This is a genomic window from Streptomyces sp. NPDC057543 (genome assembly GCF_042801895.1).
Taxonomy (GTDB): domain Bacteria; phylum Actinomycetota; class Actinomycetes; order Streptomycetales; family Streptomycetaceae; genus Streptomyces.
Map to the genome: position 1 here is coordinate 1 of NZ_JBHVFF010000248.1, position 13,433 is coordinate 13,433.

At 69.6% G+C, this 13,433-nt stretch carries 12 protein-coding genes and 1 tRNA gene; 8 read left to right on the plus strand and 5 right to left on the minus strand.

Features of this window, described 5'->3' with window-relative positions:
- Window positions 1-128: 128 nt before the first annotated feature.
- The 3 genes from ACFU8Q_RS31350 (at window position 129) to ACFU8Q_RS31360 (ending at window position 2,821) form a co-directional block, all read left to right on the plus strand.
- Entirely contained in the window at window positions 129-704 is a 576-nt protein-coding gene (locus ACFU8Q_RS31350; protein ID WP_384460342.1) for a TerD family protein, read from the plus strand.
- A gap of 70 nt (window positions 705-774) precedes the next feature.
- On the plus strand, window positions 775-1,920 hold the full coding sequence (locus ACFU8Q_RS31355) for a DUF475 domain-containing protein (RefSeq protein WP_384460344.1): 1,146 nt from the start codon (window positions 775-777) through the stop codon (window positions 1,918-1,920).
- Window positions 1,921-2,086: 166 nt separating this feature from the next.
- A complete protein-coding gene (locus ACFU8Q_RS31360; RefSeq protein ID WP_384460347.1) occupies window positions 2,087-2,821 on the plus strand; it encodes a Tellurium resistance in 735 nt (244 codons plus the stop codon).
- Window positions 2,822-2,893: 72 nt separating this feature from the next.
- Here the strand turns inward: ACFU8Q_RS31360 and ACFU8Q_RS31365 are convergent, their stop codons facing one another.
- Window positions 2,894-3,802 carry a TerD family protein gene (locus tag ACFU8Q_RS31365; protein ID WP_384460350.1) on the minus strand — a complete coding sequence of 303 codons (909 nt, stop codon included), beginning with the start codon at window positions 3,800-3,802 and terminating at the stop codon, window positions 2,894-2,896.
- 231 nt (window positions 3,803-4,033) lie between these two features.
- Between ACFU8Q_RS31365 and ACFU8Q_RS31370 the strand changes: the two genes are divergently transcribed.
- The 4 genes from ACFU8Q_RS31370 to ACFU8Q_RS31385 all read left to right on the plus strand — a co-directional run bounded on the left by ACFU8Q_RS31370 (window position 4,034) and on the right by ACFU8Q_RS31385 (window position 9,619).
- Window positions 4,034-5,197, plus strand: coding sequence for an HpcH/HpaI aldolase/citrate lyase family protein (locus ACFU8Q_RS31370; RefSeq protein ID WP_384460353.1), 1,164 nt, complete (start codon window positions 4,034-4,036; stop codon window positions 5,195-5,197).
- A 154-nt stretch (window positions 5,198-5,351) separates the two neighbouring features.
- Window positions 5,352-7,985: a phosphoribosyltransferase gene (locus ACFU8Q_RS31375; RefSeq protein ID WP_384460356.1), complete on the plus strand. Its 2,634-nt coding sequence runs from the start codon at window positions 5,352-5,354 to the stop codon at window positions 7,983-7,985.
- On the plus strand, window positions 7,982-8,878 hold the full coding sequence (locus tag ACFU8Q_RS31380; RefSeq protein WP_384460359.1) for an HAD family hydrolase: 897 nt from the start codon (window positions 7,982-7,984) through the stop codon (window positions 8,876-8,878). The genes ACFU8Q_RS31375 and ACFU8Q_RS31380 overlap by 4 nt, the downstream gene beginning before the upstream one ends.
- A gap of 81 nt (window positions 8,879-8,959) precedes the next feature.
- Window positions 8,960-9,619 carry an O-methyltransferase gene (locus ACFU8Q_RS31385; RefSeq protein WP_384460362.1) on the plus strand — a complete coding sequence of 220 codons (660 nt, stop codon included), beginning with the start codon at window positions 8,960-8,962 and terminating at the stop codon, window positions 9,617-9,619.
- Between the two features lie 36 nt (window positions 9,620-9,655).
- Here ACFU8Q_RS31385 and ACFU8Q_RS31390 read toward each other — a convergent pair whose 3' ends face one another.
- From ACFU8Q_RS31390 to ACFU8Q_RS31405, 4 genes are all read right to left on the minus strand, one after another.
- A complete protein-coding gene (locus ACFU8Q_RS31390; protein ID WP_384460365.1) occupies window positions 9,656-9,880 on the minus strand; it encodes a zinc ribbon domain-containing protein in 225 nt (74 codons plus the stop codon).
- A gap of 184 nt (window positions 9,881-10,064) precedes the next feature.
- Window positions 10,065-10,664, minus strand: coding sequence for a DUF4383 domain-containing protein (locus ACFU8Q_RS31395; protein ID WP_384460368.1), 600 nt, complete (start codon window positions 10,662-10,664; stop codon window positions 10,065-10,067).
- Window positions 10,665-10,781: 117 nt separating this feature from the next.
- Window positions 10,782-12,203: a hypothetical protein gene (locus ACFU8Q_RS31400; protein ID WP_384460371.1), complete on the minus strand. Its 1,422-nt coding sequence runs from the start codon at window positions 12,201-12,203 to the stop codon at window positions 10,782-10,784.
- A 71-nt stretch (window positions 12,204-12,274) separates the two neighbouring features.
- Window positions 12,275-13,039: a DUF4097 family beta strand repeat-containing protein gene (locus tag ACFU8Q_RS31405; protein ID WP_384460375.1), complete on the minus strand. Its 765-nt coding sequence runs from the start codon at window positions 13,037-13,039 to the stop codon at window positions 12,275-12,277.
- Window positions 13,040-13,274: 235 nt separating this feature from the next.
- Here ACFU8Q_RS31405 and ACFU8Q_RS31410 point away from each other — a divergent pair.
- Window positions 13,275-13,349: transfer RNA gene (locus ACFU8Q_RS31410), tRNA-Val, on the plus strand.
- The last annotated feature ends 84 nt before the right edge of the window (window positions 13,350-13,433 follow it).

Consider the following 13,433-nt stretch of genomic DNA (forward strand, 5'->3'; position numbering starts at 1 on the left):
ATGTGAGGAGCCGGACGCGCTAGACGGCTCGACAGCGCGAAGGCGCAACGGCGCGAAGACTCAACGGCTCGACAGCTCAATGGCTCGACGGCTCAACAAACGGTTCATCGACTCGGGGAGGACAAACCATGGGCGTCACACTCGCCAAGGGAGGCAACGTCTCCCTCTCCAAGGCCGCACCCAACCTCACCCAGGTGCTGGTCGGGCTCGGCTGGGACGCACGATCCACCACGGGAGCCGACTTCGACCTCGACGCCAGCGCGCTGCTGTGCCAGTCGGGCCGGGTGCTCGGCGACGAATGGTTCGTGTTCTACAACAACCTCAAGAGCCCCGACGGCTCCGTGGAGCACACCGGCGACAACCTCACGGGTGAGGGCGAGGGCGACGACGAGTCGGTCATCGTGAATCTCACTCAGGTACCCGCGCACTGCGACAAGATCATTTTTCCGGTCTCGATCCATGAGGCGGACAATCGAGGACAGACCTTCGGCCAGGTCAGCAACGCGTTCATCCGCGTGGTGAACCAGGCGGACGGCCAGGAACTCGCGCGCTACGACCTCACCGAGGACGCCTCGACGGAAACGGCGATGATCTTCGGCGAGCTCTATCGGTACAACGGCGAGTGGAAGTTCCGTGCAGTGGGACAGGGGTACGCGTCCGGACTGCGCGGCATCGCTCTAGACTTCGGGGTCAACGTTTCGTAAAGCCGCGCACGCGCGGGGGAGCCCCGTACACACCCGGGGGAGACCCGTTACACACACGATGGGGTAGCCAGTGCTTTTGAAAACCTTCGGCTGGTCGTTCGCGATTACCGCGCTCGGCCTGGTCGCAGCGGTGATCTACGGGGGGTGGGAAGCCTTCGGCGTGGTCGCGATTCTTTCCGTCCTCGAGATCTCGCTGTCCTTCGACAACGCGGTGGTCAACGCCGGAATCCTGAAGAAGATGAATGCCTTCTGGCAGAAGATCTTCCTCACGGTCGGTGTGCTCATCGCGGTCTTCGGCATGCGGCTGGTGTTCCCCGTCGTGATCGTGGCCATCACCGCCAAGATGGGCCCGATCGAAGCGGTCGACCTCTCGTTCAATCAGCCCGACCGCTATCAGGAACTGGTCACGGACGCCCATCCGGCGATTGCCGCGTTCGGTGGCATGTTCCTGCTGATGATCTTCCTCGACTTCATTTTCGAGGACCGTGACATCCAGTGGCTGCGCTGGATCGAGCGCCCGCTCGCCAGGCTCGGCAAGGTCGACATGCTGTCGGTCTGCATCGCGCTGGTCGTGCTGCTGATCACGTCCATGACCTTCGCGACGAGCGCGCACCAGCACGGCGGCGGCCACGCCGACAAGGCGGAGACCGTCCTGCTCGCCGGAATCGCGGGCCTGATCACCTACCTCATCGTCGGCGGACTCTCCGGCTTCTTCGAGAACAAGCTGGAGGAAGAGGAGGAGCGGGAGCACGAGGCGGAGGACGAGGCCAGGAAGACCGGCAAGAAGATCTCCGCGATCGCGCTCTCCGGCAAGGCCGCGTTCTTCATGTTCCTCTACCTGGAAGTGCTCGACGCGTCCTTCTCGTTCGACGGCGTCATCGGTGCCTTCGCCATCACCAACAACATTGTGCTGATGGCCCTCGGCCTCGGTATCGGCGCCATGTACGTCCGTTCGCTCACGGTCTACCTGGTCCGCCAGGGCACCCTCGACGACTACGTCTACCTGGAGCACGGCGCCCACTACGCCATCGGCGCACTGGCCGTCATCCTCCTCGTCACCATCCAGTACCAGATCAACGAGATCATCACCGGTCTCGTCGGCGTCGTGCTGATCGGCTGGTCCTTCTGGTCCTCGGTGCGGCGCAACAAGGCGCTGGAGGCCGCGAGCGGGGGCGACGACGCGGGTTCCAAGGCAGAAGTCCCGTCCGGGGTGTGACCCGGTAGGGATTGAGGAACGCTCTCAGCGGGGCGGTCCGTACGGCGACGGTTCTCCGGGAACACCCGGGCCCGGCCCGGCGGCCGCCCCGCAGTGATGTGGGCGCCCGGTGCGACGCCGCAGGCCGGGGCACTTGTGTTTCTACCGATACGTGTGGGGGTTGGGGATGGCGTTCTGGGACAGCCTGTGGCCACGGAGAGAGGCGCAGTTCGAGTCGGGCAACGCGGCGACCAACTCCATCGTGCTCTCCAGGCGGCACGCCACGGTCTCACTGACCAAACAGGGTGCCGTGACCGGCAATCTGCGGGTCAACCTCTCCTGGCGGATGCGTACGTCCGACATCGAGGGAAGGTCGCGGCAGAGCGGCCGGCTGCTGCGGCCCATGAAGCTCTTCAAGCCCGATGTGGTCCAGGCGCACACCCAGGGCGTGGTCAATGTCGACCTGGACCTGGGCTGCATGTACGAGCTGAAGGACGGTACCAAGGGCGTGGTCCAGCCCCTGGGCAACCTCATAGGCGACCTGAACGCACCGCCGTACATCCGGCTCAGCGGGGACGACCGTTTCGGGGCGCCGTCGGGTGAGACCGTCTACGTCAATCTCGACCAGCGCGACCAGATCAAGCGGCTGCTGTTCTTCGTCTACATCTACGACCAGACGCCGGCCTTCGACCGTACGCACGCCAAGGTGACGCTCTACCCGGGCAACGGACCGCGGATCGAGATCGATCTCGACGAGCACGCCCCGGAGGCCCGCTCCTGCGCCGTGTTCACGGTGGAGAACGTCAAGGACGAGCTGATCGTGCGGCGCGAGGTGAAGTTCGTGTACGGGTTCCAGTCGGAGCTGGACCGGCTGTACGGCTGGGGCATGCAGTGGGGGCGCGGCTACAAGTCCCGGGCCTGAGGTCCGAGAGGGCGCAGGCCGTCTCGGGACCGTACGGGGTCGGGACCGTACGGGGTCGGGGCCGTACGAGCCTCAGGACCGTACGAACTGCGGCCCCTGCGGCGGCAGCACGAAGTTCGGGTCGGGGGCGGGCGCAGCCGCCGCGGCGGGCTGCGGGTAGCCGTAGGAGGGCTGGGCGGTGGCGGGCTGCGGATAGCCGTACGAGGGCTGGGGCACGGGCCCGGGAGCCGGCTGGGCCACCGCGGGCTGCGGGTAGCCGTACGCGGGCTGCTGGTGCTGGACCGTGATCTGCGCGTCCGGACCGGGCGCCGGTGCGGGCGGGAACGTGGGCGCGGGCGGCGGGAAGCCGGGCGCCGTCACGGGGGAGTGCGAGGGGGGCATGGCATGCGAAGGAGCGCCAACGGGCGAGGGCGCCGGATCGGGCTCCGCCGCGGCCTCCGCCTCATCCACCGAGATGCCGAAGGCGGTCGCCAGCCCCACCAGACCGGTCGGATAGCCCTGCCCCACAGCGCGGAATTTCCAGCCATCGCCGCGCCGGTAGAGCTCGCCGCAGATGATCGCCGTCTCCTCGCCGGTCTCCGGCCGCACGTCGAAGACGGCGAGCGGGTCCCCGCCCGCCGACGCCGCGTCGTACAGCAGGATGCGCAGATCGCGCACCTGGGCGAATGCGGCTCCGTCGGAGGACGCGGCGACGACCACCTGGTCGACCGAGGGGTCGAGTGCGCCGAGGTCGGCCTCGATGCTGTCCGTGAGCCCTTCGGGGACGCTGCGCTTCGGCAGCCGTCGTACCAGGCCGGAGGGGTGGCGGGGCTGGTTGTAGAAGACGAAGTCCTCGTCCGAGCGCACGCGGCCACCGGCTCCCAGCAGCAGGGCCGAGGCGTCCACATCCGGAACCCCGGCGCCCGGGGTCCAGCGCAGCACGGCCCGTACGGCCAAGGCGTCCAGAGGGACGTTCGAGCCCTTCACCATCGCGTGCGTCATGCCCGTCATCCTGCCTGCTGGCTGCCCGCGCGGACAACGCGGGGGTCGCACAGGATGTCTCGCCAATGCGTCGGAACCACGTCGGAACCACGTCGTCCGCAGGGCTCCGACCCGTCGGGAAATGGACGAGTTACCCGGAATTCATGCACGTGGGGAACTGCCGACACCCGCTCGTACGTACTATTACCGGCCATACGTTTTCCGGTCGGTCAGGTAGTTAGGGGGAATCACATGCGTCATTTCGGGCATATTGCGCCCGCTGTGCGAAAGGGTCTGTTCTTCCAGGAGCCGTGCGAGTTCGGCGCGGGCTCGTCGGCCCGCATGCTTTCGGCCGCCCTGGGAGCGACCCTGTACAGCCCTGCCACCAGGCCGAGACTTGCCGAGGACGTCATCAAGCAGGCCGGACGCGGGGTCGTCTCGATGGTGCTGTGCCTGGAGGATTCGATCGACGACTCCGAGGTCGTCGCCGCCGAGGAGAACCTGGTCAGGCAGTTCGCCGACCTCGCCGCGCGGGGCGCGGAGGTGCCTCTGCTCTTTATCCGGGTCCGGGAACCGGGCCAGATCGCCGATCTGGTGCAGCGGCTCGGCTCCACGGTCCGGTTGTTGTCTGGTTTTGTACTTCCCAAGTTCACCGAAGAGCGTGGCGTGCCTTTCATGGAAGCGCTCGTCAAGGCCGAAAAGGTGTGTGGGCAGCGGCTGTTCGCGATGCCGGTTCTCGAATCGCCCGAGTTGCTGCATCTGGAGACCCGCGCGGAAACTCTCCAGGGAATAGCCCGCACGGTCGACAAGTACCGCGAGCAAGTTCTCGCACTGCGGCTCGGCGTCACCGACTTCTGCTCGGCGTACGGGCTCCGCAGGGCGCCCGACATGACGGCGTACGACGTACAGATCGTCGGCGCCGTCATCGCCGACGTGGTCAATGTGCTGGGCCGCGCGGACGGCACGGGCTTCACGATCACCGGTCCGGTGTGGGAGTACTTCCGGCTCCAGGAGCGCATGTTCAAACCACAGCTGCGCCGCAGCCCCTTCCTGGAGGGCCGGGCCGAGGAACTGCGCACGGCGCTGATCGAGCACGACCTGGACGGGCTGCTGCGCGAGATCGAGCTCGACCGGGCCAACGGCCTGCTGGGCAAGACCTGCATCCACCCGTCACACGTCGCGCCGGTGCACGCGCTGTCCGTGGTCAGCCACGAGGAATTCAGCGACGCCCAGGACATCCTGCGGCCGGAACGCGGCGGCGGTGGCGTCCTGCGCTCCGTGTACACGAACAAGATGAACGAAGTGAAGCCGCACCGCGCCTGGGCCGAGCGGACCCTGCAACGGGCCGAGGTCTTCGGTGTGGCGAGGGAAGACGTCGGCTTCGTGGATCTGCTCGCCGCGGGCCTCGCGGAATGAGCGGGCGTTTCGGTGCGGGCGGGCGTTTCGAGACGGGCGGGCCCCGCGGCGGCAGCGGGCCTTGTGGGGGCATCGCGGTTCGTGGATCGCGGGTGAGAGCGCGGTCGCGAGTGCGAGTGCGAGCGCGTGGGCCTCGTGGAACGAGCGTGTCTCGATGAGCGAGCGCGCGGCAAGGAAAGAGACGGCGAACGTGGTGTGGTCGGGCAGCTGGGTGGCGGAGCGACTGGGTGTCGATCTCGTCGGCGACGGAAAGCCCGACGGCGACGGGGAGCTGAGAGAGCTGCTGGGCCTGGCCCTGCGCCGCAACCCCAAGCGGGCCCACCTGCTCGTGTCGAACGTGCTCGGCAAGCATGTGCCGCAGAAGCCTTCCGTGGTGTACGGCGCCGGCTTCGAGCTCGGCCGACGGGTGTACGCACTCCTCGGTGACGCCGAGGCCCGCCGGGCGGTCGTGCTCGGTTACGCGGAGACGGCCACCGGTCTCGGTCACGCGGTCGCCGACGGGCTCGGCGTGGCGTCGTACCTGCACTCGACGCGCCGCCCCGTCGACGGCGTCGAGCGGGCAGGCGGCTTCGAGGAATCGCACTCGCACGCAACCTCGCACCTGCTGCTCCCCGAGGACCCGAACCTGCTGGCGGGCGAGCGCGACCCGGCAGACGCGGGCGCGCCCGTGGCGGACGCGCCCCTGGTGCTGGTGGATGACGAGTTCTCCACGGGCAACACCGTGCTCAACACCATCCGGGCGCTGCACGAGCGGTACCCGCGGAGCCGGTACGTCATCGTCGCCCTGGTGGACATGCGGTCCGCGGCCGACCGGGGACGCCTGACCGAGTTCGCCGCGGAGATCGGCGCGCGCGTCGACCTGGTGGCGAGGAGCTCGGGCACGGTCGCCCTCCCGGAGGGCGTCCTGGAGAAGGGCCGGGAGCTGGTCGCCGCGCAGGAGAGCGCCGCTGCCACGAGCCCGGAAGCGGCCGGTTCCGCGGCCCGGGAAGCGGCCGCGGGGAGTGTTCGCCGGCCGTGCACCCGGGTGGACCTCCAGTGGCCCGCCGGTGTGCCCGACGGTGGCCGGCACGGATTCACCCCCGCCCACCGGGCCACCCTGGAACCGGCCCTCCCGGCCATGGCCACCCGCGTCGCCGCGGCACTGGGCGACGCCCGCCGCGTACTGATCCTCGGGTTCGAGGAGCTCATGTACGCCCCCCTCCGCCTGGGCACGGCCCTGGAGGACCGCATCGACGCGGAGGTGCGCTACTCCACCACCACGCGTTCCCCCGTCCTCGCCGTGGACGACCCCGGCTACGCGATACGCAGCCGGCTGGTCTTCCCGGCCCATGACAACCCGGCCGACGGACCCGGCGACCGGTACGCGTACAACGTCGCGGGCGCCGGTTTCGATGCCGTGGTCGTGGCCGTCGACTCCACCGCCGACACCCCCGAACTCCACGCCGCCGACGGCTTGTTGGCGCAGCTCGCCGCGCACACCGACCGCGTCCTGCTCGCGGTCGTTCCGTCGTACGTCCCGTCGGACGTCCGGCCGGGCCTTCCCCCACACGTCGCGTCGGACTTCCCCGCAGACGTCGCGTCGGACCTTCCCGTACACGTCGCGTCGGACCTCCCCTCGTACGTCTCCGAACGGCAGGAACCCCCCATGCTGCCCGAGCCCCTCCGCGGCCCCGCTTTCTCCTCCTACGCTCCGGACGACGTCGGCTGGCTGCTCCAGGACCTCTCGGACACCGAACTGGAGGCGCCCACCGAGGAACGCGAGGAGGCGATACAGAGCGGTGGCGCGCACTACGCCGAGTCGCTGCCCGTCGAATACCAGCCGTCCGCCCAGTACCAGGGCCTCTTCAAGGCCGCCCTGGAGCTGTCGGCCGCCCGCGTCGCCCGTGCCGTGGGAACCGTCACCGAGACGGTTCTCGCCGAGCGGACGCCGCGCCCCGTCCTGGTCTCGCTCGCCAGGGCCGGCACCCCCGTCGGCGTACTCATGCGCCACTGGGCCCGGCACCGGCACGGGCTCGACCTGCCGCACTACGCCATCTCCATCGTCCGGGGGCGCGGCATCGACGCCACCGCGCTGCGCTGGCTGGCCGCCCACCACGATCCGGCGGATGTCGTCTTCGTCGACGGCTGGACCGGCAAGGGGGCGATCACCCGCGAACTTGCCGTGGCGCTCGCCGAGTTCGACGGCTTCAACCCCGAGATCGCGGTCCTGGCCGACCCGGGCGGCTGCGTCCGCACCTACGGCACTCGCGAGGACTTCCTCATTCCGTCCGCCTGTCTCAACTCAACCGTTTCCGGGCTGATTTCCCGGACCGTCCTGCGCTCCGACCTGGTCGGCCCGGACGACTTCCACGGTGCGAAGTTCTACCGGGAGCTTTCGGACGCCGATGTGTCCGGCCATTTCCTCGACACCGTCGCCGCCCACTTCGACGAGGTCGCCGACGCGGTGGACGCCGAGGTCAAGGAGCTGCTCGCGGCCGACCGCGCGCCCACCTGGGAAGGCTGGGCCGCGGTGGAACGCATCAGCGAGGAGCACGGCATCCACGATGTGAACCTCGTCAAGCCGGGCGTCGGCGAGACGACCCGCGTGCTGCTGCGCCGCGTCCCGTGGAAGATCCTCGCCAAGCGCGGCGCGGGCGCGGACCTGGAGCACATCCGTCTGCTGGCCGAGCAGCGGGGCGTACCGATCGAGGAGGTCGACGAACTCCCGTACACCTGCGTCGGGCTGATCCACCCGAAGTACACCAGGGGCGCGACGGGCGCGGACGGCAGGGCGGTGGAGTCGAAGTGACCACCCCGGCCACCTCTGCCGCCCCCGCCACCTTTGCGGTCCCCGTCACCTCGGCCGCCCCCGTGACGCTGGTCGCCAGCGACCTCGACCGCACCCTGATCTACTCGGCTGCGGCGCTCCAGCTCCCCATGCCGGACGCCGAGGCACCCCGGTTGCTCTGCGTAGAGGTGTACGAACACAGGCCGCTCTCCTACCTGACCGAGACGGCCGCGACACTGCTCGACGAGCTCGCCCGCTCCACGGTCTTCGTCCCGACGACCACCCGCACCCGCGAGCAGTACGGGCGCATCCATCTCCCCGGCCCCGCACCCCGGTTCGCGATCTGCGCCAACGGGGGACACCTCCTGGTCGACGGGGTGTCCGACCCCGACTGGCAGACACGGGTGGCCCGTCGGCTCGCCGACGAATGCGCCTCGCTCGCCGAGGTCCGCGCCCATCTCCTGGCCGCGGCCGACCCCGCCTGGCTGCTCAAGGAGCGGGTCGCCGAGGACCTCTTCGCCTACCTCGTCGTCGAACGCTCGCTGCTGCCGGAGGGCTGGGTCAAGGAGCTGGGCCAGTGGGCGGAGACCCGCGGCTGGACGGTCTCCCTCCAGGGCCGCAAGATCTACGCCGTGCCGGGCCCGCTCACCAAGAGCGCCGCCATGAACGAGGTCGCCCGACGCACCGGTGCCACGCTCACTCTCGCCGCCGGTGACAGCCTCCTCGACGCCGACCTGCTCCTCGCCGCCGACCACGCCTGGCGCCCGGCCCACGGCGAACTCGCCGACACCGGCTGGAGCGCCCCGCACGTCGACGTGACGGCCGGGCGCGGCGTGGCGGCGGGCGAGGAGATCCTGCGGCACTTCCTGCGCGCCTCGGGCCCCGGGCGGACGCCCTCGTCCGGCAGGCAGTAGCAGTATGTGAGGACAGGGGCCGGGGCGGGAACGGAGAACAACCCGGGCCCGTCCGTCCGGTACGACCGACGAGGAGCAGCGATGTCCAAGGGCAACGAAACCAAGATCACGGACGAGCTGTACGCGTACATGCTGGCGCACAATCCACCGCTCGACGCGGTGCAGCGCGAGCTCATCGAGACCACGTACGTCCGCCTGCCCGAGTACGCCGGCATGCAGTCCGCCGAGGAACAGGGGCCGCTGCTCGCCTTCCTCGTCCGGCTGACCGGAGCAAGGTACATCGTGGAGGTCGGGACGTTCACCGGCTTCTCCGCCCTGTCGATGGCACAGGCGCTGCCCGCAGACGGGCGGCTGATCGCCTGCGACATCTCGGAGGAGTGGACCGCGTACGGGCGCGAGGCCTGGGAGAAGGCGGGCGTCGCCGACCGGATCGAGCTCCGGATCGCCCCCGCGCTCGACACACTGCGGGCGATGCCGGCCGAGCCGCACATCGACCTCGCCTACCTCGATGCGGACAAGGGCAACTACATCGCGTACTGGGAAGAACTGGTGCCCCGGATGCGGCAGGGCGGCCTAGTGGTCACGGACAACGTGCTCTTCCACGGCGGAGTGACCGACCCGCGGGCGACCGGCGGCGCGGCGGCGATCAAGGAATTCAATGACCATGTGGCCGCCGATCCGCGAATGGACAGCGTGCTTCTCACCGTGGCCGACGGACTGACGCTCTCCCGCAAGCGGTAGGAGCCGCGGCCCCGATGGTCCCGGCCGCCCGCACGCTCAGCCGCAGCAACCCCCACCGCAGCAGCCGCCCCCGCCACCGCCGGCTGACGGGGTGGCGGGCGCGGACTTGGCCGATGACCCGCCCACGGCCACGGTGGACAGCAGCTTCACGGTGTCGGCGTGCCCGGCGGGGCAGGAGGCCGGGTCCGAGGACTGGGCCATCGGGCGGCTGAGTTCGAACGTGTCTCCGCAGGAGCGGCAGCGGTACTCGTAACGAGGCATGCGCCCAGGCTATCCGGCACGGACCGAGACGAAGTACGGGTACGAGTCCCGCGATACGGATCACGGGTCTACGGGTCCCGGGTTTACGGATCACCTACGGGTCACCGGTCTACGGGTCACGGGTTCACGGGTCCCAGGTTTAGGGATCACGGGTCTACGGGTCAGGGGTCTACGGGTTCCGGGTTCACGGGTGGTCAGGGTGCCGGACGACCGGCATTGCCGCTTCCGTGGCCTCGCGAACCCTCCGCAGTTCCTGCTCGGCCTCCGTGGGGTGGCGGGCCCGCCAGTACGGATTGTCGTGCGGAAGGCCACCGCTGACCCGCCCGTACATCCCGAAGACCATCAGCATCAGTCCGACCACGAAGCTGAACAGCACGTTCTGGAGGTGGAAGGCGAGGAAGTTGTAGCCGGTATCGAGCAGGGCGAGATTGATGAAGCCGCTGAGGATGAAGGCGATGCCCAGAATCATGTTGAGCGTCGAGGCGATGTTGCCGCCGATCAACATCCCGATGAACAGCAGCAGGCCGACGCAGATGGACAGCACGCTGAGGGCGCCGTTGGTGTTGAGGCCCGCGACGGTGGCTCCACCGGTGCTGAAGAAGCCGATCTTGTTGATCAGCCCCAGGATTCCGAAGGCGAGCAGCACCAGTCCCATCAGGCCCGCTCCGACCCGGTAGACGCGGTTGAGCCGGTGATCGACGGGCAGGTGCTTGTCGAGCGGGGTGGTCCTGCTGCGGCGGCGCGGGGTGTGCCGTCCGGGGGCGTGCAGTACATGGGTGGCCATGTCGGTCTCCTTCACGCGTACTACCAGGATCCGCCCACGGTGTTGCTGTCGCACATCAGAAGACCGGAAGGGCCGTGCCTACCCCTCCCTCGGAGCCCGTAACCGAGCCCGTACAGCTCAGGCGCCCGACCCGCGCTCCTCACGGATGTCGGATACCACCCGCGCGGCCGTCTGCCGTACGGCTTCGGTCTCGGTCAGGAAGTGCCAGTAGTCCGGGTGGCGTTCCTCCAGTCCGGCGATGGCGCGATCCAGCCGGACCACGGCGTCGTCCAGCGGGCGGGCGTGGCGCGGTTCGGGCGTGTGGCGCCCGGCCATGGCCAGCCGCTGGGCATCCCGGACGGCGAACCGCGTCCGCTGGATCTCCTGCTGCGGGTCCTTGGCCACGTCGTTCAGCCGGTGCAGCCGGTCGCCCGCGGCGGACACGGCCTCGTCCGTGGCGTTCAGCAGGGCGCGTACCGTGCTCAGCCGGGAGGTCGCGTCGGCCCACCGCTGCTCGTCCCGCGCCACGGCGGCTTCCTTCAGCTTCTCCTCGGCCTGCCGCACATTGGTCGCCGCCTGCTCCGGCACGGGCTGGAGGTCCTGCCAGCACGCGGCCGAGAACCGCCGCCGCAGCTCGCTCAGCACCGGCTCCACCGAGCCCGCCCGGGTCGTCAGCGCCTGGGCACGTGTACGCAACGACACGAGCCGGTGGTCGATCTCGGCGGCCCGCTCGGGCAGCCGTACCGCCTCGGCCCGTACCGCTTCTGCGTCGCGCAGAACCCGATCGGCACGCTGCAAGGTCTCCGGAACGCCATGGCGGCCGGCGCCCTGGTTGAGCTTGGTCAGCTCGGGAGCGAGGGCCGCAAGTCGCGCGGCGAGATCATCCGCTCGCAGCCCGGACGCCCGCACCGCATCGAGAGCATTGCTCGCGCCGAGGAGCGCCTGCCGGGCCCGCTCCACGGCGGGCGCGAGCCGGGCGAGCTGCGTCTCCGCGTTGCCCAGCAACGGCCCCAGACCTTGCGCGAACCGGTCCAGGTCGCCCTTGACCCGCACCAGCTCGTCCTTGGCGGTGGCCAGCTCGGTCCTGGCCCGGGCCGCGACGGCCGGCTCCAGATCGTCCCGGTCCAGGTCGTGTGCGTCGACCGCGGTGATGTACGTATGGCTGGCCTCGTCGATCCGCCGGCCGAGCGCGGCGAAATCGTCCACGGCCTTGCGCGCACCGGGTGAGCTGTCCACCGCGGTGATCGTCTCGATCGAGATCCGCAGATCGCGCTGGGCGGTGTCGAGCTCGTAGAAGGCGGCAGCGGCGGCGTCCTTCGCGGCCTGGGCCTCGGCCCGCTGACTCTCCCCGCGCCCGCCGAACCAGCGCCGCGTACCGCCACCGGCGAACGCGGCGGGCAGCGCGGCGGCGAGCAGCGGCACAGGCAGCAACATCAGCACGAGGACATCCCCGAAGCCCCTGGTACCCCTGGCGCCCCCGATACCTCCGGCACCCTTGACACCCTCGACGGCGGAACTCCCACCCGCTCTCGCCTGCGGCCGCGCGTGTGTCGCCGTCACATCCCTCTCCCGTGCCGTTCCGCCCTGCCCGGTACATTCTCCCACCAGGTAAGGACGAACACACGGGCCGGTTAGTTCACGCTTCGGACGGTGACTTGACCATTGCCGCTCCGGGCCTTCACCACGTGGCTGCTGTCGTTGCTGCGTGGCGCGTCCACCGAGACCCTCCCGTTGTCGGCGACGGCGTCCACCGCATACCTCACGGAGCCGGCCGGCAGGTCGATGGTGATCCCGCCGTTGTCACTGACGGTATCCACGAGATCCGGCACGGAGGCGAACCCCAGCCGGACCATGCCGTTGTCGGACCGCGCCGATACGGACTTCGCCGAAATCCCTTCGGTGACGATGCCCCCGTTGTCGCTCTCCAGCCTGAGCGGCCCACTGGAGTCCCGGACGGTCACCTTCCCGTTGTCGGCGCGGAGGGTGAGCGGAGTGTCGAAGCCGGACGCGACGACCTTCCCGTTGTCCCCGTCGACGACCACCGCCACGCCGCGCGGCACCTTCACCTGGTGCTCCGAGGCACAGTTGCTGATCAACGCGCTGCATTTCACCTTGAGCGTGAGCGTGTCGTCCCTCATCTTCCACTGGGGATCGGGCCCGTTCCCCAGAACCACCCACCCGTCGACACGACGGGTCACCTCGACCTTCTGCACATCGGCCGGTACGAGCTCCAGCGCCGACTGCCCGGAATGGATGGTCAGCGTCTTCCCACTGAGCGCGAACGACTTGTGCTCGGCGGGCGCGTCCCCCGCATCCGCCCCGCCACAGCCGGTGAGGCCGAAACCGAGCAGCACGGCTCCGGCGGACGCGATGAGAGTGCGGGTACGGAGTGCCACGATGAACTTCCCCCAAGTCGTACGGCGGGTGGTCCCCGACGGTGTGGCCTCCACCGTAGGTACGCCGCCCCGCCGGCAGAATCCGGACGGCTACCGTATGAGGGGTGGGGATATCCCCCGCACGACGCCCCGGTCACACCACGCCTCGGGCCACCCTGGCCACTGCCGACCACCGCTGTCCCGGGACCGTTTGTGACCGTGGGCCGTAGTCCATGTACGCTGTTGCTTCATCCACGGGTGCGTAGCTCAGGGGTAGAGCGCTGCTCTTACAAAGCAGATGTCGGCGGTTCGAAACCGTCCGCGCCCACCAGTCAGAACGCCCCCGCAGCGAGCCGCTGCGGGGGCGTTGACGGTAGTAGGTGACGGCAGTCCCTCGGGGTCGTCGCGCTGGGCG